The sequence below is a fragment of the Sorangium sp. So ce128 genome (assembly GCF_051525245.1).
Classification (GTDB): Bacteria; Myxococcota_A; Polyangia; order Polyangiales; family Polyangiaceae; genus Sorangium; species Sorangium cellulosum_B.
In genome coordinates this window covers 11,638,895-11,661,500 of the sequence record NZ_CP150313.1, presented here as the reverse complement: position 1 = coordinate 11,661,500, position 22,606 = coordinate 11,638,895, and the positions used below count along the sequence as shown (strand labels likewise).

Annotated in this window: 20 protein-coding genes; 3 read left to right on the top strand and 17 right to left on the bottom strand. The window is 67.8% G+C overall.

Going from position 1 to position 22,606, the window contains the following annotated elements:
• Positions 1-293: 293 nt before the first annotated feature.
• From WME82_RS44215 to WME82_RS44165, 11 genes are all read right to left on the bottom strand, one after another.
• Positions 294-710, bottom strand: coding sequence for a hypothetical protein (locus WME82_RS44215; protein ID WP_438040221.1), 417 nt, complete (start codon positions 708-710; stop codon positions 294-296).
• On the bottom strand, positions 707-1,207 hold the full coding sequence (locus tag WME82_RS44210) for an RNA polymerase sigma factor (RefSeq protein ID WP_438040220.1): 501 nt from the start codon (positions 1,205-1,207) through the stop codon (positions 707-709). The genes WME82_RS44215 and WME82_RS44210 overlap by 4 nt, the downstream gene beginning before the upstream one ends.
• Positions 1,208-1,797: 590 nt before the next feature.
• Positions 1,798-2,190, bottom strand: a complete 393-nt coding sequence (locus WME82_RS44205; RefSeq protein WP_438040219.1) for a DUF6573 family protein — start codon at positions 2,188-2,190, stop codon at positions 1,798-1,800.
• A 21-nt stretch (positions 2,191-2,211) separates the two neighbouring features.
• Complete coding sequence (locus tag WME82_RS44200) at positions 2,212-3,381, bottom strand: vWA domain-containing protein (RefSeq protein ID WP_438040218.1); 1,170 nt, start codon at positions 3,379-3,381, stop codon at positions 2,212-2,214.
• A 9-nt stretch (positions 3,382-3,390) separates the two neighbouring features.
• Positions 3,391-4,479, bottom strand: a complete 1,089-nt coding sequence (locus WME82_RS44195; RefSeq protein ID WP_438040217.1) for an AAA family ATPase — start codon at positions 4,477-4,479, stop codon at positions 3,391-3,393.
• Positions 4,480-4,636: 157 nt separating this feature from the next.
• The gene (locus WME82_RS44190) at positions 4,637-5,575 is read right to left on the bottom strand and encodes a hypothetical protein (RefSeq protein WP_438040216.1); all 939 of its coding nucleotides are present in this window, start codon (positions 5,573-5,575) and stop codon (positions 4,637-4,639) included.
• Positions 5,576-5,693: 118 nt separating this feature from the next.
• On the bottom strand, positions 5,694-6,431 hold the full coding sequence (locus WME82_RS44185) for a hypothetical protein (RefSeq protein WP_438040215.1): 738 nt from the start codon (positions 6,429-6,431) through the stop codon (positions 5,694-5,696).
• On the bottom strand, positions 6,415-6,702 hold the full coding sequence (locus WME82_RS44180) for a hypothetical protein (RefSeq protein WP_438040214.1): 288 nt from the start codon (positions 6,700-6,702) through the stop codon (positions 6,415-6,417). Before WME82_RS44180 ends, WME82_RS44185 begins: the two co-directional genes overlap by 17 nt.
• Before the next feature lie 161 nt (positions 6,703-6,863).
• Complete coding sequence (locus WME82_RS44175; RefSeq protein ID WP_438040213.1) at positions 6,864-7,463, bottom strand: JAB domain-containing protein; 600 nt, start codon at positions 7,461-7,463, stop codon at positions 6,864-6,866.
• Positions 7,464-7,491: 28 nt separating this feature from the next.
• Entirely contained in the window at positions 7,492-7,842 is a 351-nt protein-coding gene (locus WME82_RS44170) for a hypothetical protein (protein ID WP_438040212.1), read from the bottom strand.
• Entirely contained in the window at positions 7,839-7,988 is a 150-nt protein-coding gene (locus WME82_RS44165; protein ID WP_438040211.1) for a hypothetical protein, read from the bottom strand. The genes WME82_RS44170 and WME82_RS44165 overlap by 4 nt, the downstream gene beginning before the upstream one ends.
• Positions 7,989-8,341: 353 nt before the next feature.
• Between WME82_RS44165 and WME82_RS44160 the strand changes: the two genes are divergently transcribed.
• Positions 8,342-9,118 (top strand): hypothetical protein, encoded by a 777-nt coding sequence (locus WME82_RS44160; RefSeq protein WP_438040210.1) that lies wholly within the window; start codon positions 8,342-8,344, stop codon positions 9,116-9,118.
• A 695-nt stretch (positions 9,119-9,813) separates the two neighbouring features.
• Positions 9,814-10,839, top strand: coding sequence for a DUF6602 domain-containing protein (locus tag WME82_RS44155; protein ID WP_438040209.1), 1,026 nt, complete (start codon positions 9,814-9,816; stop codon positions 10,837-10,839).
• A 946-nt stretch (positions 10,840-11,785) separates the two neighbouring features.
• On the opposite strand, the gene WME82_RS44150 is transcribed toward WME82_RS44155, so the two are convergent.
• The 5 genes from WME82_RS44150 to WME82_RS44130 all read right to left on the bottom strand — a co-directional run bounded on the left by WME82_RS44150 (position 11,786) and on the right by WME82_RS44130 (position 19,901).
• Complete coding sequence (locus WME82_RS44150) at positions 11,786-12,919, bottom strand: caspase family protein (protein ID WP_438040208.1); 1,134 nt, start codon at positions 12,917-12,919, stop codon at positions 11,786-11,788.
• A 145-nt stretch (positions 12,920-13,064) separates the two neighbouring features.
• On the bottom strand, positions 13,065-13,814 hold the full coding sequence (locus WME82_RS44145; RefSeq protein WP_438040207.1) for a helix-turn-helix domain-containing protein: 750 nt from the start codon (positions 13,812-13,814) through the stop codon (positions 13,065-13,067).
• A 239-nt stretch (positions 13,815-14,053) separates the two neighbouring features.
• A complete protein-coding gene (locus WME82_RS44140) occupies positions 14,054-16,255 on the bottom strand; it encodes a DEAD/DEAH box helicase (protein WP_438040206.1) in 2,202 nt (733 codons plus the stop codon).
• Positions 16,255-17,592 carry an ATP-binding protein gene (locus WME82_RS44135; protein ID WP_438040205.1) on the bottom strand — a complete coding sequence of 446 codons (1,338 nt, stop codon included), beginning with the start codon at positions 17,590-17,592 and terminating at the stop codon, positions 16,255-16,257. The genes WME82_RS44140 and WME82_RS44135 overlap by 1 nt, the downstream gene beginning before the upstream one ends.
• Positions 17,589-19,901: a TerB N-terminal domain-containing protein gene (locus tag WME82_RS44130; RefSeq protein ID WP_438040204.1), complete on the bottom strand. Its 2,313-nt coding sequence runs from the start codon at positions 19,899-19,901 to the stop codon at positions 17,589-17,591. The genes WME82_RS44135 and WME82_RS44130 overlap by 4 nt, the downstream gene beginning before the upstream one ends.
• Before the next feature lie 240 nt (positions 19,902-20,141).
• Here WME82_RS44130 and WME82_RS44125 point away from each other — a divergent pair, with 240 nt between their 5' ends.
• On the top strand, positions 20,142-21,155 hold the full coding sequence (locus tag WME82_RS44125; RefSeq protein ID WP_438040203.1) for a restriction endonuclease: 1,014 nt from the start codon (positions 20,142-20,144) through the stop codon (positions 21,153-21,155).
• Between the two features lie 114 nt (positions 21,156-21,269).
• Here the strand turns inward: WME82_RS44125 and WME82_RS44120 are convergent, their stop codons facing one another.
• Entirely contained in the window at positions 21,270-22,571 is a 1,302-nt protein-coding gene (locus tag WME82_RS44120; protein WP_438040202.1) for a hypothetical protein, read from the bottom strand.
• Positions 22,572-22,606: the final 35 nt, after the last annotated feature.

The following is a 22,606-nucleotide window of genomic DNA, read 5'->3' as shown; positions in this document are numbered from 1 at the left end:
GGGGCGCGAGTTTTCTCACCAAATCGATGCGACCTGGACCCGGCCGGCGATGCTGGCGCCTTCAGCGGCCGAGCGCGTCGGCATCCCGCGGTCAGTGAGGGCAGCGGTCCGCTCGCCGCCAATCGAGCTGCGGGTGCGCCCCCAGCGCCACGTGGACCCTACAAAGCAAGCTGTTTTCGCTTTTCGGGACGGGAACTAGCTAGCGTCGTCGAGTCGGGTGGATCCGTTCGGTGGCGGGCGTTCGGTATGGCCGTCCCATGTGTCGTCGTCCGCCGGGTACTGGCGAGTCTCTGTCATCGTGGATTGCCTCCAGAAGAGAGGGCACGGTGTGTGTCGTGATGGCGGGGCGGAGGAAGCTTCTCGCCGTTCTCTAGCTGAGAGTGCACAGCCATTTCGCGCAGCACCTCGCCGGGCGTGGGTCCCTTGTTGTGCGCGATGACCTCGATGACCTTCTCCATCGGATGCGAGCACAGCCGTGGTCTCCGGATGATGAGAGGCTGGATGCGGATCGGCGGGGCGCGCGGATCCGGCCAGCTGGGCGGCAACCAGGTGTAGGGGATGTCCCTGGGCCAGTCGCGCTCTTCCGAGAGCTCCGACTGGTAGTCCTTCGACTCCAGGTAGGTCTCGATATCGTAGGGAGATACGCACTGGATGACTGGCTTGCCGGGGAACGTGACACTCATGCAGTGCTTGGGATCCCCGAGGTTCATCGCCCCCCTTTTCGCTTACGCATGCGGGCAAGCAGCTTGCGAGCCCGGCGGAGCCGGCTGACAGCGGTTCCGCGGTGCAGGTGCAGCACGCTCGCGATCTCGGCGCCCTCATGACCCAGAGCCGCCAGGGCGAGCACCTCGCGCGCCCAGAGCGGCATCTGCCAGAGCGCGAGAAGCGCCTCCATCTCGGCGCGCGCCTGGAGTTGCGCCTCGAGATTCAGACCCACGACGTGGCGCAGAGGACCGAGCGGCTCGTGGTGCAGGACCTCGTGACGCACGTAAGCACTCTCGAGGTAGTGCATCGCCTGCCGCCAGGCGACACCGCGGAGCCAGCGGCGAAGCACCTGCCGAGCGTTTGCAGCCGGGTCGGGACGATATCGGCCGGCCTCGATGGCCTTCCAGGCGCCCAGGACGACCGCCTGCGCAACGTCGGCGCTGTCGCGCGCCGGGACGCCGCAGGAGATGAGCGTGGCCACGATGAAGGCCCGCTCCGCCATGACGGCCGCGATGCTCGGTCGGGCCGGGGGATGTGGCGCGGCGGGTGGATGGCGCGCCCCATTGCGCCCGCGGCTCACCCGCCCCTCTCAGAGTTTCGGTAGCGGTCAGCCGTCCCGGGAGCGCGCGGCCCGCTGTGTCCTGTGGTGCCAGCGGCCTGTGCGGCGCGCGTGGCCATGGTTGGCGACGAGAGGTGCGGGTCGGCAGCGGTGTGCCGTCGGCTTCGCACGCGCCCGCTCATGCCTCCTGCGGGGCCGGAGCGGGAGCCGTACAGCCCCAGCTGGCTGCTGGGCGCGGTGTGGAGCCGGATTGCTCCGATATCGGTCGGGAAAGGCGGATGGGAGGGAGGGCGCCGGCGCGACGGCGTACGGCCCCCTTGGCCCGCGGAGGGCGGGCGGACTACATTCAGCATGTCGGGACCTCGGGGTACGAGGTTTCGGCCACGCAGCCCGGGCGATTGGCGTCGCCGCGGGCTGCACTACTTGAAGCGGAGATGGGCGGGCTGCGGCGTCACAGAGACGGTGTGCAGCACGCGAGAGCTGCAGGAGCAGCAAGAATGCAGCTCCGGGACCAGCCCGAAGCTGCGGTCGCCTCAATCTTCTTCCGGCAGCATGATCGTGATCACCGGCTCGGCGTTGTCCCCGGCACCGCAGACCGCCTTGAGCTCCACCAACGAGGGCTTGGCGGAATCGGTAACCACGTACAGCGAGAAGATGATCTCGTTTGCTTCCGGTGCGCGTTGGGCCGCCGCACGGAACATCCACAGCACATCCCAGAGTCTGCCGCGCTCGTCGTTGCGGGCCCGCAGCGCTGCCGGAGTCAGCATGAGGTAGCGGCTCCAAACGGAGTGCGTCACGGCGACGGGAAGCTTGACCCCCATCTCTCGCGCCGTTGACGTCACGTCCATCAGGGTGCCATCGGCGATGGCCTGGGCGCGCGTGTACGCCTCGATGACCTCGAACTCGAGCTCGTCGTTGTCCGGCATCTTGTTTTCCTCGGGTTGGGATTACGTGGCGCCGGCCAGGAGAGAGACGCTTTCACCCTTCGCGAGCTCTGCACCGCCGAGGCGCATGTAGTGCGCGGCCTTGGTCCGGAGCGGTGAGGTCTCGGGCACCTCGCACTCGATGGCCACCGTCCAGAGCCGCACCCCGAGCGCCAGGCCCTCGCGGAGGGCTGCTTCCTGAGCCGCCTGGTCCCCGTCCACGCCGTCGGTGACGAGGATGATGTCGGCGCCCTGATGGCCCCGCTGGGCGAGCTGCCGGACCTGCTGCACGGCCATGCCGAGCGCGAGGCCGATGGCTGTTCCCCCGCCGAGGAAGTGGCGCACCATCCGCAGCACGGCCTCCGTGTCGCCGGGCTTGATGGCCTGGACCACGGTGGAGGTCGAGTAGTGGACCACGGCGACCGGCCGCTTCTCATCGAAGGCGACGCGGCAAAGCGCGACGGTCGCGGCTTTCGCCCACTCGTTCCGCGCGGCGTGCATGCTCCCGGACTCGTCGAGCGCGATCACCAACGGCCCCTTCGACTTCGTCGCCTCGCCACGCACGGCGTACTGCGCTGCCCGCCGGGAGGCGATCCGCTCCAGGATGACCGTCTCCAGGACGGGCTCCATGAGCAACACCTGCTCGGCCGGCAGCAGACGGGACACGTCGTTGCCCTGCTCGACCGAGTAAACCTCCGCGGGCACGCCATGGACCCGGTTGGCCCGGGCACCCCGCAGCGCCGCGTACATGCGGCCAGCGAGGCGTGCGATGCGTTCAACCTGGTGGAAATCCCCGCGGGCGAGCTCGACATCGCGGGCGTGGGTCCACGCCGCGCTGACGTCCCAGCCGAATCCCCCGGCAAGATGCTCGGTGCGCCGGGCCTGCGCATCGAAGGCTGCCCACGTCTCTCGGGCGATGCCGCGCAGCTCGAAGGGCGACGCCCTTGGGGCCAGGGCCGGGAGGGTGCCCCACAACCGCTCGAAGGCGTACGCCGCCGCCACGTCGTCGGACGCGAGCAGCGCGGCGTGCTCCACCGGCGCGGTGTCCTGCACCGCCTCGGCGAAGGAGCCCGCGAGCGGCTCGCCGCCTGCCCCGACGATGGCGTTCCAGAGGTCCCCGGCGAGCGCGGCGTCCTGGTCCGCTGCAACCGCCACGGCGCGGTGTGCGCGCCGAGCCTGGAGGAAGGTCCCCATCGCGACCTCCTACAGGGCGTAGCGCCTCGACAGATCGGCCTTGAGCGCATCGTGGACCTTCTTCAGCTCGTCGAGCTTCGGCTGGATGCGCGCCTGCGCCCGGCGGGACACGCCCTCCTTGAGCTGCTCCTGCACCCGCTTCGCTGCGTCGGTGATGTCGGCGGCGAGCTTGGGGAGCGCCTCCAGGTAAGCCGCCGCCTCCGTGGGCCGGTGGGCGTAGGCGCGCAGGGCTTCGTCCACGACCGTGATCGCCTTCGCCACCGCGCTCCGGTCCACCGTGTCGAGTACGGCGACGACCCGCCCGCGATCGTCCGGCTTCTGCCAGAGCCCGTACCGGAGCACGGCGAGGTGGTCCAGCTCGACCTCGGCGCAGTCGTCGAGCCAGGCCGCGGCGCGGAGCACGCGGGTGAGCGCGATCCAGCGCCGATCGGAGACGACGATCCCGTTGGCCTTGAGCTCGTTCCGGATCCGGAGGAGCTCCTGCACGATGCGCTCGGGCAGCGTCACCCGGCCGACGTCCGCCCGCGCCGCGTCCCATTCGGCGAGCTTGATCTGAGCTGAGGCCGTGTAGGCCGGCGGCGTCGCGACGAGCTGCATCCAGGTCGCATCCCCCTGCACGTACTCGACCAAGTCCCGCAGCAAGAAGCGGTCGTACACCGCCGCCAGGTTCTCCTCCTCGGGCAGCTCGTTCGAGGCGCCAACCAGCATCCGCAGCGGGATGGGCCGGCCCTTGTAGAGCCGCTCGTTCATCGCTGACAGGAAGGCGTTGAGCACCGAGTCGGACCCCTTGAACACCTCATCGAGGAACGCGCACTCGACCCCGGCGAGCCGGCCGTCGAGGTTGCGCTCCCAGAGGTCGTTCTTCAGGGCGCTGAGCTTCACCGGGCCGAAGTACTCGTCCTCGGTCCCGAACTTGGTGACCAGCGTCTGGAACTTCCGCGCATCGGGGAAGCAGGACAGGAACCCGAAGAACATGGCGCTCTTCGCCGTGCCCGGAGGTCCCACCAGAAGCGCGTGATTGCCCGAGAGGGCAGCGAGCAGGATGCACTCGACCGCGTTCTCACGCTCCCGGAAAGCGGCAAGCAAGCTGTCGCGCACGGTCCGAAACCTGTGCCGTACAGACGCCATATCACCCGAATTGTTGGTCGTGGACTTCATCATCACCTCATGTGTCTGCGCAGCGGGCATGCTGCGCCGGTGCCTCGCCGCGGTGTCACCCACGGCGAGGCGTCTCCTTTCGTCAATCCCGGCCTTCTCAGTCGTTGAGCACGGGGATGGTGAACGACACGCCATCTCCACCGTCGAGCTGGAGCTGGAAGCTGTGCTGAAGCTCCTTGACGCGTGCGGTGATCCGGTCCGCCACCCCCGCCAGGACGCCGCGGTAGAGCTCGGCCTTGGCCGTGAGCTCCTTGCAGAGCTCGACCCGCCGTGCGAGCGCGTTCTGGCGCATGCCCTCGGACGCCGCCTTGTCGAGGTCGGCGATGAGCTCCGCGACGTCCGCCTCCAGCGCGCCCTGCGCCGCCGCCCTGGCGACCGCGACGTTGTCGGGCGAGTCGTGCATCTCGATCCGGATCGGTTTCACGCCGAGCTGCTCGAGCCCCGGCCGGAGCCGGAGCCAGGCACCGCAGGTGGACGGCGGCAGCAGGTAGAACCCGCCTCGGTCCCGCAGCGGCACGCCGGAGAGCGCCTTGGCCGTAGCCACCATGGCGAAGGAGATGTCCCGCGTCTCGGCGTGCGCGACGAGGTGGTTTCCGTGGGCGGCCATGGCCTCGGCGTGCGCGAGCGCCTCGGCGATCGAAGGCGCGCCGTCGGGCGGCAGGCCCACGATGGTGCCCGTGTGCCGGTCGACCCGGCTGCGAGCGCCGCAGACGTACTCGTCGCCGGCCTCGCCCTCGCGGGTCTTCTGCACGTAGATGCCCACCGCGGCGCTCGTGTCGCCCTTGGGGCGGGCGAAGGGCCGGACGAGGATGCCGGACGGGCGCTTCACCTCGGCCGCGGCGCGCGAGAGCGCGGTGGCCGGTTCCATGTCCGGGATGAGGTGGCCGAGCCCCTCAGTCGCGAAGACGCGGCGAGCTGCCTCGCGCGTCACATCGATGCGGTCGGTGTTCCAGGAGATGAGATCGCCGATGTGGCGGCCTCCAGCGGCAGCGAGCCGCCGTTGGGCGCGCTCGAGCGTCGCCGGTGCGCTGTTCATGGTGTGGACTCCGTGTCGTGGAGAGCGTGTGTTGCGAAGGAAAGCGGGCGCTGCGCGGGGAGACTCGCACGCTGCCCTGAGCAGCGGTCCACCAGAGGACGAAGGACCGCCGTGATTGCTACGCCGAGAACGCAGCTTCGGTGAGGGCCTCGGCGAGCCATCCCGTTGTGCGGGCTGCAGAGAGCGCTGCGTTCGTGGGGTTCGGGCGCGGAGCGTCTCGGCTTCGGCGATCCGCGGAAGCTGGAGCTGGCCAGTGCTTCCTGATGGCAGGAGCCGGGATGCTGACGTGGAGAACGTGGGCGGACTCGCTGGCTGGCACCGCCTGCGAGTAGAGGCTCAGCCCGCCGCGCCCCTGGCGCCATCGGAAGTGGAGTCCGGTCCGGTCCACCCAGCTCACCAGATCAGCGAACTGCCTCGGAAGCACATCTGCCACCTCGACCAGCTTCTTGCGGGGCAGATGTACCGCGAAGACACGGCTCATCAGGCCGATGTGCTGGACCGTCACATCCGCGAGCAGATCGCCGAGGAGGACGCTTATGTCCAGCAGCGCCGCGCTGTCCCGCCAGACTGCGGTCATGGCAAGCCGCCGGGCCGCCGCCAGGACGGCATCGCGACGGGAAGCCTGATGACGTATCGTGCGGGCTTCAGCTCGATGCTGGAGGAGCGCGCGAACCCGTGGAGCCGCCTCTTCATCGAGCTGGCTGGCCAGCGCCCGGAGCTCGCTGGCGTCGACGCCGAGCAGCACCGCGAGCTCTTCATCGTGCTCGGCGACGTAATCCCCGATGTTGTGCGACCCGGGCTGGAGCGCGCGAAGAACGCGCTCCAGCCCTGCCAGACCGCTACGCCGCCCGGCCATGGACGACTACAACCTCATCGGGGTTCGTGGGCTCCGGAAGATCCAGATCCGGCGAGGGGACCGGCAGTTGGTCGGGCCGCTTCTTCGCCTTCACCAGGTCGCGGGCGAACTCGTGATCGGGGCTGTTGCCCAGCGCGGCGCGGCGCAGCCGCCGAGCGACGGCGAATGGATTCATGCTGCGCGGCACGCGCAGGGAGGCGGTGCCGAGCGACAAGAGCAGACGGCGCTCGGCCAGGGTCGAGGGGCGGAGCGTACGACCGTTGATGCGCATGAGATGTTCCTTTCTTCGAAAACGGAAAGGCGCCCGGAGCACGAGAGCTCGTGCCAGCGGGCGACCTGAGGAATGTGACTTTGTAATGTGATGAATCGTCAGCGCGGCTGTCGACCAGCGCGGCTCGACGATGCAGTCGGTACGGTCTGTCGGCAGTCTTCTTACTGGATGATGCAGAGGTCGAGCATGGAGCTGAATCCTCCGCCGCGACCTCCAATGATGATGTGGTCGACCAGAGGAATGCTCACGAGGTCAGCAGCCCTCTTCATCGCCGTCGTGAGAGCGATGTCCTCCGGGCTGGGCATCGGATTCCCGCCCGGGTGGTTGTGCACGAGGACGAACGCGCTGGCGCCGGTACGGATGACCGGCCGCAGCGCGTCGGCGACGGTGAGCGCGGCGCCGTGCCTCCCGCCCCGTGCCACTTCGAGCTCGGCCATGAACTCGTTGCGACCGTTGAGCGCGATGCCGAGCATCACCTCGTGAACGAGCCCGCCCAGCCGGTCGGCGTAGATGCGGGCAATGTCCGCCGAGCACGAGAACTTGTGCTTCGGCAGCGAGGGGTAGCCGCTACGGACGAGCTGCTGCAACGCCAGGACGGCGCTGCGCTGGACACTCGTGAGCCCGAGCCGCTCCATCTCGTGCTCGCTCAGGTCTCTCCAGCCGCCTGCGGCGCGGGCAAGCCGGTCCGCGATGCGCCGGCTGCGCAGCACGGTGCGGAGCAGCTCGTCCTCAGGCGCGGCCAGGGCGCCCCCGAGCTGCACGCCTTGGCGCTGAGCCCCGAGGCCAGCCTCATCGCGGCCAGCCGGCATGGCCGTCGCGCCAGTAGGGCTCGTCGTCCTCGTCGAAAAGGGACCGCTGGCCGTACGGCGAACCGTAGCGCGGCGTGCTGGGCGGCACGGACGGGCCCATGTGGATGCGCGGCGCCGGGCCCTGTCGTGCGGCGACCATGAAGATCGGCCGGTTCCGGTCGACGATCAGGATGCCGGTGAACGCTGCGCCGTCGGCGCTGAAGAGCTCGACACCGGGCGGCGGGCTTGCCGCCTCCCGGAGCCAGTCGAGCATGTTCGCAGCCGCTGGCACGCGCCGGGGCAGACCGTGCCGGAGCAGCTCCAGCAGGGCCTCGCCGATCAGCTCGCTCACCGCGACGGCCAGATCGCCTCCGACACGGCCGCGACCAGGAGGCCGGCGACCGCGGCGGCGGCGCCCTTCTTCACGGACTCGTTCGCGAACACGCGGAGGACGTAGGAGGAGACAGCGGACGTGGCATTCTCGTCGTTCTGGGACATGGGGATCCCTCCTGGGCGCCGATGAGAGCGCAGTTCGATCTGGACGGAATTGGAACGCGGCCCGGACGAAGGGTCGCGGTGGACAGGGGCAGCCTGGGCGACTAGCCCACGCAGGCGAGGAGCACCTGCGCGGCCATCGCCAGGACCGCCGCGGTGATGCGCAGCACTTTCACGAGGAGCTTGTGGTTCTTCATGGACGTGAATCTCCCGTGCGGAGACCTCCTTCATCAGTATTATCCCTCGTAATTCCAAATATTTGCGCCCGACGGTCCCGCGGCTGACCGTGCACGATGGCCACGAGGCACGACCCGGATTGCCGCGCCTGAGGTATTCCCCCGGCAAGGAGCCAAGCGATGCGAAAGGAAGACCTCGAACCGAAGCCGAGCCGTGCGGAGCGCACGCTCCAGAAGATGACCACGGCGCTCCGCAAGGAGTGCGACAAGATTTGCGAGGCCCTCGCAGTCGCGGGTACCGACGACGCGAAGGTTCGGCATCGGCTGGGCGCCTTGGTGAACGCCATCCAGGACGACGCCGACAAGTACGGGCAGCGCGGCGTGGAGCAGCTCGCAGTCGCGCTGGGCTATGACAAGACGCTGCTCTACCGGCACGCGAAAGTGGCTGCTTGCTGGTCGCCGAAAGAGCTGTCGGAGCTCCTTCGGCGCGAGAGCGTCACCGGGCTCCCGATCAGCTTCTCGCACTTGCAGCTCATCGCGACGGTCACGAGCCCCAAGAAGCGCGAGGGCTACATCGAGACTGTCCTTGCCGAGGGACTCTCGGTGCGCGACCTGAAGCGGCGCCTCGCTCCCGCAGCGGCGAGGGCGTCGAGGAACCAGTCTTTGCAGCCGGACGCGGAGCACGCCCTTCGCGGCCTTCAGGCGACGCTAGAAACCTGGACCGATCGGGTGGATCTGCTTGTGACCGAGGTGTTGCCGGCGCTTGGCAGCGCGCCGCCCTCGCCGGAGCTCCGGGCCAAGTACGAGCAGGCGCTCGCGCAGCAGCAAGCGTTCATCGAGCGGGTAAGCAAGCTGGGCGCACAGATTGGCGCGTGGCTGGCGTCCGGCGCGGATGATGCGCAAACCGAGGCGCAGAACGACGCAGGTACCGATAAACACGCCACGGCGGCAGAGTAGCCACCCCCGCGGAGGGTGCTTGAAGTCGGCCGGCCGGATTGTGGAGACGTTTCGACTTTGTGTACCGGGTGGCACCAGGGCCACCACCCGCACGTAGACCGGAGCAGCACATGCAGGGCACCGGCATCCAGTGGTGCGACGACACCGTGAACCCGACCATGGGCTGTGACGGCTGCGAGTTCTGGGGTCCGCAGCGCAAGTCCTGCTACGCCGGCGTGCTGCACGAGCGCAAGGGCGGGAGGCATCCGGGGTTCGCGCCATCCTTCGATCGGGTGACGCTGTTCGCGGGGCGCATGGCGAAAGCGGCGAGGCTGTCGGATCTTCGCGATCGGAGCCGGTTCGACAAGCCCTGGCTCGACGGTTCGTCGAAGCCGATGGTCGGTTCCGATACATCCGACGCCCCTCGGGCTCGCTCTCTTCCGAGCACCTCGATCAGAACATCATCTCGCCCGTCAGGAGTCCGCACGGCGGCCAGCACCGCCGGCTTTGGCTCGCGAAGCGGCCACCGCAGGGCTGATGTCTCCGAGCAAACTCGGTCGACGCGAACGGCTATCCGAGGCAGATGGCGACGGCCCGGGCGACCATTGTAATGAAGGCAGATACGATCCGTACGTGGGTGGTCAGCTTCGTACGGCTTCTTCACAGCGGCTCATCAAATAGGGAACGTAGGTGCGATGACACAAACGGTTAGAACGGTGGCCGACCTGCTCTCCGAGGTACTGAGGCACCAATCTGCAAGACTTGATAAGCAGAACGTTAAACATGCATCAACAATAGGAGAGATGTACGAGGGCCTTACCGGCGATGAGCTAAGTCGCCTGCTACCTGCAGGGGTAGGGCTTTCCGTCGCTTCGGGTTTTGTGCAGGATTGCAACGGGGGGGGGCAGAGCGGCCAGATTGACTGCATGGTTGTCGTCGGGGAAGGGGAAACGCTTCCATATTCACGTGGCAAGAAGATTTATCCAGTAGAACAAGTCATAGCAGTAATCGAGGTTAAGAAACATATAAAAACCGCGGAGATTGCGAGTGCCCACGACCTCTTGGCAGGCGTAGTCACGCTACGCTCTGCGAAAGGCGTGCCCTTTCGAACGGAGCGGCTGGCAGTCTTGTTCGAGGAGGTGACCGGCATGAAGTATCCACGCACGTTGGCCACGTGCTCATCCGACCAATTTATGACGTATGTGTCTTGCGTACTCGAGAAAGCACTGCCAGACATCTTCTGCAAGCTACCAGAAGACATCGAAGCCATTCCCCCGGAGCTTTTTGCGGTGTATTGTCAGCTTGTGATCGACGAGGCGCAGCCGGTTAGAATACTTCTCGGTTACCATGGGGCCACGACCGAGCGCGCACTGCGCAAGATGATATACAAGCATGTGAGCGGGCTTAGTGGACGTCTTGGCTATGCGCCAGCCACATTCCCGCACGTAATAGCTTCACCCCAAGCCGCAGCCATCAAGGCGGTCGGGGGACCATGGATCGGGCGTTATGATGACGGAAGGTGGGATCTCATATTGACGAGTGATAAAAATTCACCCATTCGGGCGATGATCAATGCAATCTGGTTCAGGCTTTACGTTCTCGGTCTCATCGACGAGAAGGTGTTCTCCGAAGAGGAGACTACGGAGAACTGGAACGCGCTCTTCAGTTTTCGTTATGTACGCGAGCGACATGGGTGGCTTCCGATGCATTGGGAGACTCCCCCACCGCAGCACGTGCCTTGAGCGGAAAGTAGCTGCTCGAACTCGTGCCCACCGGCGGCCTTTCGGGATTCTCTCTGTGAGCGACGGCAGCTGCCCCGGCAGCTCGCGGCCGCAGTCATTCGATCTCACGGGCTCCCTGTCTGGAAAAGCATGTAGAGCGTCAGTAAAAGTTACTGTCGCTTGACACTCCGTGACGCGCAGCACGGCCTCGGCGGCATCAAGGCAACGCGCGGGCCCGCTATCACGGAAGCCCGCACCACCAGGACTACGAAGATCTCAGCGCTCCGATCGCCAAGGAGGCGTCCACGCCGCCCTTGGCGATGGCGCCCGAGCTACGGGACGAGCTATGTCGACGTCCTACGGCGTGAAACCAGGGAGCTGCGTCTCGGGCACGGCGTGGCCGCTCCAGCCCGGCGACCTCGACCCCCGTGTCCACGCGTGTCCCACGGCGTCCCGGGCTGGCTGCCCGCGGAACTGGCAAAAAACGAGCAATTAGGGGTGCTTGCCCGCCGGCGCCGACCCGGACTCTTAATCCATTGGCTGAAGGTTCAAGTCCTTCATGGCCCACCAATGAAACATTGAGGGTCTCGTGATCCTCATCAAGACCGAGCTGCTCCGCTCGACGATTCGTCAAGCGGACGGATCAGCCCGGTCGGTAATGTCGGAAACGCTGTGGCGCGAAGCCATCGCGCACCTGCGTGGCCTCGCGGATGTAGCCCTCCGTCGTCGTGAACGACTTGTGGCCGGCCCGGCTCTTGAGCTTGAGCGGGGGAGCCGCTGCTGCGGTCCATGCCGAGAAGAACCCGCCCTTCACCTTGGGACAGGGTTGACGCTCATGATGGTTGCTGCTCGATCGCGCAGGATGGTTGCTGGTCATCGCGAGGGTCAGCAGGCAGATACGCCCCTGGACATGGCGTCGCCCCGATGGCGAGGACGCGCGGCGGCCTGGGCGCCGCCGTAGCTCGGCTTACCGCCCGAGTTGCGACATCGGCGCTCCCTTGAAATAGCTCCCCATCAGCGAGCGCCGGGCCAGTTGGTGGCCGTGGTCGTCCAGAAGCTCGAACGTCCAGCGGACGGGCAGCTGCCGGCCGGAATCGAGCACGAAGGATGAGGCGAGATCGTCGTCCAGAACGCTCACCGGAAAGCGGATCTGGCCCCCGTCGGCGTGCTCGTCCTTCGCCGGGACGAAGCGGTGCGAGCGATCGTCGATCAGGGATCCATCCGGGTGAGAGAGCCTGACGCGCCAGCGAGTTGGGACGTTCCTCCGCCCGTTCACCACAAAGTCGACGCGCATCGACAGCCCGGGCAGGAATGCGAAGTTGGTGATCGTCGCGGTGCCCACTGCACGCTCCACTTGGCTGCGGACGAGGGGGAAGTCGCCGAGGTGGCCCAGGAACTGCGGCTGCTGGATGTGAAGCGGCACGATGCCCGATCCCGGGCGCTTCCAGTTTTTCGTCTGCTGCCCCTGCATGAAGGCGCATGCGTTCACGAAGGCCTGGAGGTCGGAGATGAGCTTCGGAGAGCCAGCAGGGAGGTCCGCCTCGGCATGGTGGAACGCGTGCAGGAGCGCCGCCGTAAAGAAGCCGTTCTTCGCGTTGGGGCTCTCGCGCGAGAGCGTCTCGGCGCTGGTGGCGAAGAGCATCCGCATCCCGGGATGCGCTTCCGATAGCACCCGGAGCCAGGTGAGGTCTTCGTCTATGCCTCCAAGGCCGGCGACGTCGGCCGGCGACACGAAGCGCCCATATGCCGCCGCGTGACAGGTGTCGAGGATGGTCATCATCGCGCGCGCCCGAATGATTCGGACGTAGTCGGCAAGCTCATCGTAGTGCAACAGGCCGTCGGCCAGGAGAATGCCTTCCTCGCTTCCATGGCCGGAGAAGTAGAGAAGGAGGTGCTCCGGCGGCTGCCATGCGAGCGCGTTCAGCGCAGCGATCACCTCGGCGCGGGTTGCCCTCGCGCCGAGAAGGCACTTACCGCCCACTCGCGGAGGGCCGAGCGCCCCGGAGAGGACGCGGAAGATGTCGATGGCATCCTTCTCCGCGAAGCGGAGGAGGTCTGCGCCGGGACCGTAGTTCACACCGATGGACAGGACGTAGTACATCAGAGCCTCCTGGAGGTGCAGGACCGCGCGGCGTCTCCACCGCCCGGCGGGTTGAGATAGGCGCTAGCGTCCATGCCCCGATGCTGAGGGCAATGGAGATCGCGTGTGCGCGTTTCTTCGATTTGAAGAGCTGTGGGAGGTCGCTTTATCCTGCGTGCCCCTGCTTTCTCCTTCGTGTGCTGGGCCCGCCTTTCGCGGCCTTCTTCTGCGAGGTGCTCGGCGTCCTCGCGCCGGAGCTTTGTCCACCAGCGCCAGGGTCGCTCACGAGGTATGTCGCCACCGATGCGACGGCGGCGACGCCCGCGAGCATGGCGGCGATGTGGCCGGTGCGTTTTCCTTCTCCCACGGCTCCGACGAGCTCTCGCACTTGGGTCTGGAGCCGCGCGACGTCGGCCACGGCGCGTTCGAGGGCCTCTCGGTAGCGCCGTGCATCGTGCTCGTTGCGCTCGGCGGCGTGGCGCGCATCGTCGCGCTCCCGTTCGACGGATCCGAGCGCCCCTTCTGCCCGTTGCCGACGATCTCGCTCGCCGCGGAGTGCTTCCTCCGTCTCGCGCAGGCGCGCGGCGAGGTTGTTCGCGTTGCGCTCGAACTCAATCACTTGACGAATTGCCGCGTCGTAGTGCTCCCGAGAGACGAGGCCCTGCGCCTCCTTGACGCGCTCTGCCGCGTCGGTGCCCGCTACGAGTTGATCGAGGGTCACGCCGAGCACCGGTGCGAGCAGCTGGAGCGTGTCGGGCGTGGGGTTACGGTCGCCGTTCAGGATGCGGTGGACCGTCGAGCGCGGCACCCCTGCCTTCTCCGCGAGCCACGCCGGTGATTGCCCGAGGCCGTCGAGCTGAAACTTGATACGGTGGCCAATGGGCTCCGGCGGCGAGCTGGGGAGAGGAGCATCCACGGGCCGAAGGTACGACCTCCCTGGCAACGGCACAAGGGGGGCCGCGTTGCCAGGGGCGTTGCCACGGGCAACGGGCGCACCCCGTGATCACATTGTAATGTGATTTCATGTAATTGGCTGCACTCGGAAGACCGTCACGTGGGCATCTCCGCCACGTCCAGGGAGCGCAGGACGCGGCGCCTCGCCCAGGCCGGGAACCCAGGTGCGAGCCGGACATCGAGGCGCCGCTTTTCTGCTGGCTACCCGACTCCAAACGCCCCACGCGAGATGGCCAAGCGATCTTCCGCGTAGGCGGCCGCCCATAGCGGGTCCGGCAACGCCCAATCGAACTTGTCGGCGCCGCACTGTCGCGCAGCGAGCTCGCGGTCGGCGCGTGCCGCCAGGAGCCGAGGGTCTGGCGTTCGTTCCTGCAAACCGCGCAGTACCTCCCGCGTCTGTTCGACAGGCGCCTTCACCTCTAGTCCAACTTGCTCGTCCTGAACCTCGAGACCGGCTTCGCGGAGCGCGAGGAACACAGTGCGCTGAATCCTCGTGCCCGCCCACAAGAAGACGCGTGACCGTCCTGCTGGGGGCACGGGCTGCAGCGCAGGCTGGAAGCGCCCGACAAGATGGGCCGTGCCCCGCACGTGGGCGAGGATCTCCTTGGCACCATCGTCGAGATAGGTCGGGGCGTCGCTCGTGCAGGCCAGCTCGCGCATTTTCGCGTGTACACGCGGGTGGATGTCCGCAGCGAGGGACGTGAACTTCGGTATCCTGCGACCCTTGCCGGGGATCACGTGCACTTCGCGGCGGTCGCCGTCGATGGCCTCCACGCGCCACCGGCGACCGGCGAGCAACACGAACTCGCCCGGCGGAGGCAGTAGCGTCGCGAGGAGCGAGCCGATCTCGCGCGCGAGGTGCACGACGCGGAACTCCTCCGGCGTGGTGAACGCGGCGTAGAACGAAAAGTGATCGCAGAGCTTCTGGCCGCGCAGCCCAAGGATGATGTCGCCTTCGGCCATCTGAGCGACGAGGCCATGCTCGGCGAGCCCGCGCAGGAGGACGGCGAAGTCGCCCGGCGTGAGCTGGCCGAAGGCGCGGCTATCGATGAGCCGCCGGTAGAGGCGTTGAGCGCTCATGCCGCCGGTCTCTGCGAGCGTGGACAGGAGCTGGTGCACGAGGGTCGAGAGGTGAGGTCGATGGACCTCCGGCGGCTCGGAGAACTTCTCGAGCATGAGCTCAATCGCCGCGATACCCCGCAGAAAATCGAGGTGTAGGCCATCCCAGAGGGTGTCCTCCGGGGTGGGTGCGTCTTCGACGAAGAACGCACGGAGCACCGCGGCCGCACCTTCGCGCCGGCCGCTGCGCCCGACGCGCTGAGCGAGCGAAGCGACCGACCACGGCGCAGCGACCTGGATCACGCTGTCGACCTCGCCGATGTCGATGCCCATCTCGAGCGTGTTCGAGCAGACGGCGGTGCAGGGCGTCTCGGCGCGCAGCCGTTCTTCCGCATGCTCGCGCTGCTCCTTGGAGAGCGAGCCGTGATGCACGACGACCTCATGGCGGAGGCCCATCTGCGTTGCCTCGCTCTGAAGGCAGTCGGCGAGCTCCTCGATCCGGCTCTTTGCGTTCGCGAAGGCCAGGCTCGTCGAGCCGTGGCATGCACGAAGGATCGACCGCGCGACGAGGCGCAGCGTCGGGTCATCATCGCGGGCGGCGCCCTCCTCCCGGGCGGCGCCCTCGTCCGCGCCGCCTCCAGGCGTCTGACGCTGGTAGCCTCGCACGAGGATCTTGAGCGAGCGCTCCGCATCCGGATCCGTGATGTAGGTAGCCGCCGCGCCGCCGGGTCGGAGCCACGCACAGGCGGCCTCAGGGTCGCCGAGGGTCGCCGACAGGCCGACCCGCACGGGATCGCAGCCGCAGCGCTCGCGGAGCCGATAGAGCTGGCTCTTGAGCTGCGCGCCGCGAACCGAGCCGATGAACGCGTGCATCTCGTCGATGACGACGTAGGCGAGGCGCCCGAAGATCGAGGGCATCTGCGTCGGTCGCAGGACGAACATGGCTTCGAGCGACTCGGGCGTGATGAGGAGCACGCCCGACGGGCGAGCAAGGAGCGCGCGTCGCTGCGCGGCGCCGACGTCGCCATGCCAGCGATGCACGGGGATCGCCAGCCGCGCGCAGAGATCTGCCAGGCGCACGAACTGGTCGTTGATGAGCGCCTTCAGGGGTCCGATGTACATCGCGCGCACGCCACCAGCCGCGTCGTCCGCGATGCGCGACAGGATGGGGAGAAAGGCCGCCTCGGTCTTTCCCCCCGCGGTCGGCGCTGCAATCACGCAGTCCCCGCGGTCGGCGAGCAGGTGCTCGATGGCCCGATCCTGGATCGGCCTGAGCGCGGTCCACCCCATCTCCCACAACCGGCGCCTCACGCCCTCGTGCAGGAGGTCGTACGCGGACGCCATCAGAGCTTGAAGCTCACGAGATCGTCTTCCTCCTCGACGGGTGCGCCGGGGGCTTCCGCCGAGGTCGCTGGCGCGACCTGAACCTGGTTCACGTGCCCGAGCGAGGCGCGCCAGTTGTGCGACGGATCTTGCTCGATGAGGTTCATCAAGCCGACGAAGCGCGTCACCGTGTCGCGAGGCGTCTTGAAGTAGCCGTCGCCGAGCGTGCGCGCGCAGTAGTCGATGTAGAGCTTCAGGCCGTCGTCCGGGAGCAGGTATTTCGCAGGATCGCCGTACGCGAACACGTCGCGGATCCGGTGGAGCAGCACGTAGAGGTCTTCCGGCGTGAGATTCTGCAGCCGGATCACCGGCCCGGCGAGATCGCGCACGTCGCCCTTGGCGAACTCGTTGGGAGCGAGCCGCGTCGCCAGGGCCTCGTAGGAATAGAGGCCGCGCCGTCGATCCTCGAGCGCCTCGTCGGTCGCACCGAACAGGAAGACGGTGCCCTCGACGCTGCCCTGCAGCGCGTCGTTGAGGATCCGGAGGATCTGCTCGTAGTTGACACTGCGAGCCCGCGCGCTCGGCAGGCGGTGCGACAGCACGGCGAGCTCGTCGATGCAGACGACGAGGCCCGAGTACCCTGCGATCCTCGCGAACTTCGCGAATAACTTCAGGTAGTCGTACACGCTGGCATCGTCGATGATCGAGCGCACCCCGAGGTCGGTGCGGGCCTCGGTCTTGGTACCGTACTCGGCCCGGAGCCAGCGCGTCGCGTTCTGCTGGGTCGTCGAGTCGCCTGCCTGGTGAGCCCGGAAATAGCGAGCGAGCACCGCGGCGAAGTCGAAGCCGCTCACGAGATCCTGCAGCGGCCGCAGCCTCGTCGCGATCTCGGACTCGACCCTCGCGTCGTCCGCACCGGCAGCTGTCACCTCCTGGAGAACGCCGGAGATCCAGCGCTCGACGACACCGCCGAGCGCGTTGCCGTCGGGGCGCGCCTTCGAAGCAAGATTGCGCATCAGCTCAGCGAACAGCGCACGCGCCTGCCCGCCCGTCCCGTGCAGCCTGCGGTCGAGCGTCACGTCGGCTCGCGCGACCAGGAAGCCCTTCTCGAGCGCGACGGTGCTGACCAGGTTGAGGAAGAAGCTCTTCCCGGCGCCGTAGCGGCCGGTGATGAAGCGAACCGCGGCACCACCCTCCTTCGCCAGGTCGAGATCGCGCAGCAGTGCAGCGACCTCCGCCTTCCGGCCCACCTGGATGTGCTGCAGTCCGATGCGCGGCACGACGCCGGCGCGAAGCGACTGGAGGATGGCGGTTCGCTCGCGGTCTTTCAGGCGAGGCGCGGCCGGCGTCGTTGTCATTGCGCGTCCTTGGGAAGGAGGTCGGTGCGGATGGTCCAGTGCCCTTCGTCAACGATCAAATAGTCGCCCAGCGCCTCATCGGACCAGCCGTTGATCGCGTCGATGATCGCGCCGGGCATGAGGCGAAGCCTCGCGGCGAGCGCCTGCGCGTCTGAGGCCGACCAGGTCTCACGCGTGATGAGCTCATCGAGCGCGGGGCGATACCGCGGATCGAGAGAGGCCGTCAGCGCCGTCCATGCGCCGCTGGCGGCGGCCGGCGGCCCTCCGTTGCCGGTCGATGTCACGGGCGGGGGCACCGCTGGCGTGCCCTCGCTGGCTCGCTCGCGCGAGGCCGGCGGCGCCTCGACGCCCCCGTCGTCGTCTGCCGAGTCAAGCACGTCGGCGAGGAGCGCCGCGACCTCGCGCGTATCGGCGAGGATCGCGTCGATCGCGCGCTGATCGAGCTGGACGCGGGGCTCGGCGACGTCCGGCGGCGGCGTGACTGCGCTGCCCTTCGCCGCCGGCTTGCCGGCGACGACGGTCACCGGCTGATCCGTGGCCAGTCGCGCGCCGCTCGAGGCGATCGCCGCATCGAGGGCCGACGGCGCGAGATCGAGGCTCTTGTAGAGCCCGCGGAGCGCCTTGTGCTCCGGAGCTCCGATCGTGCCGTCGGCACCCGCGATCGCGACGAGCAGCCGACCGATGACGGCTCGTTGCTCCGGCGTGCGTGTTTCGGCGAGCTTCTTCGTGAGGGGACCGATCTTCGCAGGCTGGAGGGCCAAAACGTCGCGCAGCGCCTCGACGCGCTCGCGCATGGCGTCGTCGAGGAGGAACAGGGTCTCGAGGAGCGTGGTCATGACGGCGAGTTCCTCCTCACTGACGTGTTTGTCGGCGGCTGCGATGTGGACTGCGAGCTTGAGGACCGTGGACACCGGACCATAGAGGTGCGGGTCCGGTGCGGACGTGTTCGACGAGCGCCAGACGGCGAAGCGCGCGTCCTCCGCCGTGCTCGCGGGAGCGGCGCGAGGATCCGGCTCGATCGCAAACCCGAGCAGGGCCGCGGTGTCGGCGAGCTTCCGCATCTGGGCCGCGGTGTAGCGATCACGCTGCGGCAGCCGCCCGAGCTCGGCGAGCGTCTTCGCCGTCACCAGGGGGCGCTCGCCCGCGCGCGGGGCGGAGAGGATGACCTCATCCCAGCGGTCCTTGTCCGGGTGATCGTGCTGCGCCCGCAGGTCGGGCGGCATCGCCTCCCACATCTCTGCGGTAAGCACGACGCCCGCCTCAGCGCCGGCCTTGCGTTGAGCGGATGCGAACCGCTTCAGGTCCTCGAGGCACGCGTTCCAGATCGCCACGAGCGGCTTGAGCTGTTTGGGCTTGCCGAGCACGTCAGGAACGCGCGCCGCGTATCCGTGGGCCGTCGACAGGAGGCCGGCGCTCGCCGGGCGGTACGGGATGATCTTCAGCCGCGCGGCGGCATCGAGGACGATGCCCTCGCCGTACTTCTCGCGGTAGCGTAGCGCGAAGAGGTCGAGGAGTTCCTGCCGCGAACGCTTCGCGACGACGCTCCGCTTTGCCTCCTCCATAGAGGAGGCGACGGCGGCGGCGAAGTCGGCGGGCAGAGGCCGGCGGTGCGTGTGGTACCACGCGAGGAGCGAAGCCATGGCGGTCGCGTTCGTGGTCACGAGCTCGCCGAGCTCGGAGCGCACCGTGGCTTCGTCCACGGATGCGAGGTGATCCAGGAGTGTGAAGGCCAGGAAGTCGGTCGCGTAGCCGCGGAACGAGTTGTTCCCCGAGTAGATGGAGAGGAGCCGGCCCACCTCGGCGCGGATCGCCGGGATGTCAGCGCGTTCGACGAGAGCGCGACGCTCGAGGCCGTAGAAGAACAGGAAAACGTAACCGATGTACGCGCTTGGCTCGATCCGCCCGCCTGAGAGCCACCTCAGGTACGCGCCGCGGTTGTGCGCACCGACGTCGCTGTACGAGGGCCAGTAGCCCATCCCTGCCGAGTAGCTCGGGTGCGCTGTGGCGATGGGAAGCGATGGGTTGATCAGCGCCGGGTCGACGCTGCGGAGGCCGTTCGCTGACGGGAGCTGGCCGCCGACGTAGATCATCCCGCCCGTTACCGCGATGCCCTGCACGTCGACCCGATGTCCCGGCGGGATCCAGACGGCAAGCGCCGCTCTAGAGGCCAGCGCCCTTGCAGCGCCCCGCGAGGTGGACGGTGCGTCGAGGCGGGCGCTCCCCTCGAGCGCGGCGGGCGGCGGGGCTTTCGACCGCCGCAGGAAGTAGACGGCCACGCCCACCAGGATGAGGAGCAGCAGATATCCCATGGCACCGGCTCGCTGTCGTTGGCCCGCGAGCCTACCACCGGACGCGTAGCGATGATCTGCGAACCCTCGACCTCGCCTCAGCTCCGCTCCGAGCCATGGCCGCGTCCCTTTCGGCTTGCGGACGAAACGGAGGCAGGGGTCCCGCAACGAAGAAGGCGGACTGGCCGAGCTCGTTGACGTCGAGCGCACGCCGCCCAGCGAGGCTTCCCAGCGGGTTCACGGGCACCCTACGCTCGCAGGATGCCGCGCTACTGGATCATGCGGGTCGACCACCACGAGGCGAAGAACTTCCTCTGGAGCGAGCTGAAGGCCGGACGCCTCCGGCAGGGCTGGGGCTACCGCGAGGATCAGAAACTCGAAACGATCGCGGCCCGCAGGAAGAAGGGCGCGACCATCACGGACGAGCAGCAAGATGCCTGGCGTGGGAACCGCCGGATGCTTGGATCCGAACCCGACAGCATCCAGGAAGGTGACCTCATCCTCGTGCCGCACCTCCCCGAGGACCGGCACTGGTCGATCGCGCGGGTGCTGGGGCCGTACCGCTTCGATATCCCCAAGAAGCCCAAGGATTACGGCCACCTCCTGCCCGTCGAATTGCTCTCGGGCGATCGTCCCGTCGGCTTCAAGGCGAGGGGCGTCGCGGCCGGATTGCGCCAGACGATGCGCAATCTGTCGCGGCTCTGGAACGTCGACCACCTGGGAGCGCAGATTCAGCAGATCGTGGGGAACCTTGGGAGATCCGCGCAGACGACCGACGTCGAGGAAGACCGGCTCGAAGCGCTCCTCCGGGAGCTCGAGCTCGCCGGCTTAGAGCGTTTCAAGTTTCACTTCCAAGGTGCCGAGTTCGAGGCGCCCTGCGTGCGCCTGCTCAAAATGCTCTACGGCGAGGCCAACGTCGAGCACACGGGAGGCCGGAGCGAGAACGGCGCCGACGCGATCTGCACCTACCGCGATCCCCTGGGCGTGCCCCACCGCGTCGCCGTGCAGATCAAAATGTGGACGTGGGACGCCGACTGGACGCGACCGCTCGAGCAGATCAAAAAGGCATGCCAATCGTACGAGGGGATCACGTCGGGCGTGATCCTCTCGACCTCGGAGCGTGTCACGCCGGCGTTCGAGGCGGCGCGTGCAAAACTCCAGAAGGAGCTCGGGCTCCCGGTGCGGGTCGTCCTGCGGCAGGAGCTGCTCAGGCTGTTCATCCAGCACCTGCCGACGCTCGTCGCCGCGGAGGCGGAGCCTGAGCCGGATCTGTAAGCTCGCGGTTGCGCCTCCGTGCACTCGCTCGCGAGGCGCTGCGGAGATGCCGCCGCTCATCACAGCCCCGGCCACATAGAGCTGCCCGGGGTGCGTGCGGCGGGTCGGACCACGTCATGTGCGCGTGGCACGCAGGACGGGCATCAGCACCGACGCGTACTGAATCAGGGTCTCGGTGATCTTCGAGACCAGCATGTCGTTCAAGTCCTCGCCGGTCGACCACTCGAACGTCGTCAGCGCGTTGACCGTACGCGGGCCACCATTGTCGACCCGTGTGCCGGCGGGGAGCCGAGGGAGCACGGCCTCGATGCGCCGCCGCCAGGCGTCGCGGCCCGCGGTGTCGTCGGTGCCGAGCATGAGGCCGACCTGGATAGGGGACCAGACGTCCTTCTCGTACCCCCCGAAGTGGACCTTGAACACGACGCCGGAGCCGTCATCAAGCGTCAGCCCGTACTCGAGCGACTTGCGCGGTTTGGCCGTCCGCTCCAGGCCGGGATACGCGGGGAGGAGCGCGGCATCCAGAGGCTCGCGCGCCTTGCGCAAGAACTCGATCACCTCTTCACGCACGGGGAGGCGTCCACGGTTGGCCTGCGCCGCCTCGTCCTGCACATCGCGCAAGACGTCGGCGGGGACCGCGCGTCCTTGCGCGTCCTGCACGAGCACGCGCACCGTTATCTCCCGCTCGCTCCGCAGCACTGCGCTCACGACATGAGGCACGAGCAGGTACTCGTTGTCGAGCGCATACATGGCCAGCGATACCAGCGCCAGCTCGGTAAGGCTGAGCGGATCATCTCTGCCCGCGAACCGAGGCGCGAGCTTCGCGAGGCCTTCGTCGATGCCGTCGCCCGCGATGACGAGCAAGAAGTCGGCATGCCGACAGCTCTGGCGTAGTGCCTCCTCGTTCTCCCTTACCCACTGCGCATGTCCGCGCAGCTTGTATTCCAGCTCGGGTAGCCTGGCGCTCGCCCAGCTCTGCTGCACAACCCTCGCGTAGTCCAGGATCTGCGCGAGGACCTGTCGCCGCGCCTCGGGGTTCTTGAGGAGCTTATCCTCCAGGAGCACGAGTCGGCGCAGCTCGCCGTTGTCGCTGCGCACCTCGGCGAACACGAGGTCGATGTTGTCCACCTGCGCGCCGAGGAACATCAGCGCGGAGTCCTCGGCGATCATCTCTGCCTCGCGGAGCGCGTCCGCGAGCAGGTCGACGTTCTCGATGAGGATGCGGTCCCACTCGGCCTCTGAACGGCCGCCGGGGTCGACCCGCCGGAGGCGACGCCGCGGTTCGAAGGGACGAGCGGCAGCGTCCAGGATCTCGATGAAGCTGGGGAGGACGTCCATCCGGGCATGGTAGGCCAAGCCCGCTGCGCGCATGCAGGTGATCTGTCGTGCCGCCCGCCGGCCGCGCTGGGCCGTCCACATGGAAGGAGCGGCCAACGACATGTCAGTGAGGACGG

Coding starts and splice junctions, on each gene's coding strand:
- WME82_RS44165 (WP_438040211.1), bottom strand. CDS start 7,988: ATGTCCCAGAACGACGAGAATGCCACGTCCGCTGTCTCCTCCTACGTC.
- WME82_RS44190 (WP_438040216.1), bottom strand. CDS start 5,575: ATGAACAGCGCACCGGCGACGCTCGAGCGCGCCCAACGGCGGCTCGCT.
- WME82_RS44130 (WP_438040204.1), bottom strand. CDS start 19,901: ATGGGATATCTGCTGCTCCTCATCCTGGTGGGCGTGGCCGTCTACTTC.
- WME82_RS44200 (WP_438040218.1), bottom strand. CDS start 3,381: ATGGGGACCTTCCTCCAGGCTCGGCGCGCACACCGCGCCGTGGCGGTT.
- WME82_RS44160 (WP_438040210.1), top strand. CDS start 8,342: ATGCGAAAGGAAGACCTCGAACCGAAGCCGAGCCGTGCGGAGCGCACG.
- WME82_RS44180 (WP_438040214.1), bottom strand. CDS start 6,702: ATGCGCATCAACGGTCGTACGCTCCGCCCCTCGACCCTGGCCGAGCGC.
- WME82_RS44185 (WP_438040215.1), bottom strand. CDS start 6,431: ATGGCCGGGCGGCGTAGCGGTCTGGCAGGGCTGGAGCGCGTTCTTCGC.
- WME82_RS44210 (WP_438040220.1), bottom strand. CDS start 1,207: ATGGCGGAGCGGGCCTTCATCGTGGCCACGCTCATCTCCTGCGGCGTC.
- WME82_RS44215 (WP_438040221.1), bottom strand. CDS start 710: ATGAACCTCGGGGATCCCAAGCACTGCATGAGTGTCACGTTCCCCGGC.
- WME82_RS44120 (WP_438040202.1), bottom strand. CDS start 22,571: ATGTGGACGGCCCAGCGCGGCCGGCGGGCGGCACGACAGATCACCTGC.
- WME82_RS44150 (WP_438040208.1), bottom strand. CDS start 12,919: ATGTACTACGTCCTGTCCATCGGTGTGAACTACGGTCCCGGCGCAGAC.
- WME82_RS44205 (WP_438040219.1), bottom strand. CDS start 2,190: ATGCCGGACAACGACGAGCTCGAGTTCGAGGTCATCGAGGCGTACACG.
- WME82_RS44140 (WP_438040206.1), bottom strand. CDS start 16,255: ATGGCGTCCGCGTACGACCTCCTGCACGAGGGCGTGAGGCGCCGGTTG.
- WME82_RS44135 (WP_438040205.1), bottom strand. CDS start 17,592: ATGACAACGACGCCGGCCGCGCCTCGCCTGAAAGACCGCGAGCGAACC.
- WME82_RS44125 (WP_438040203.1), top strand. CDS start 20,142: ATGCCGCGCTACTGGATCATGCGGGTCGACCACCACGAGGCGAAGAAC.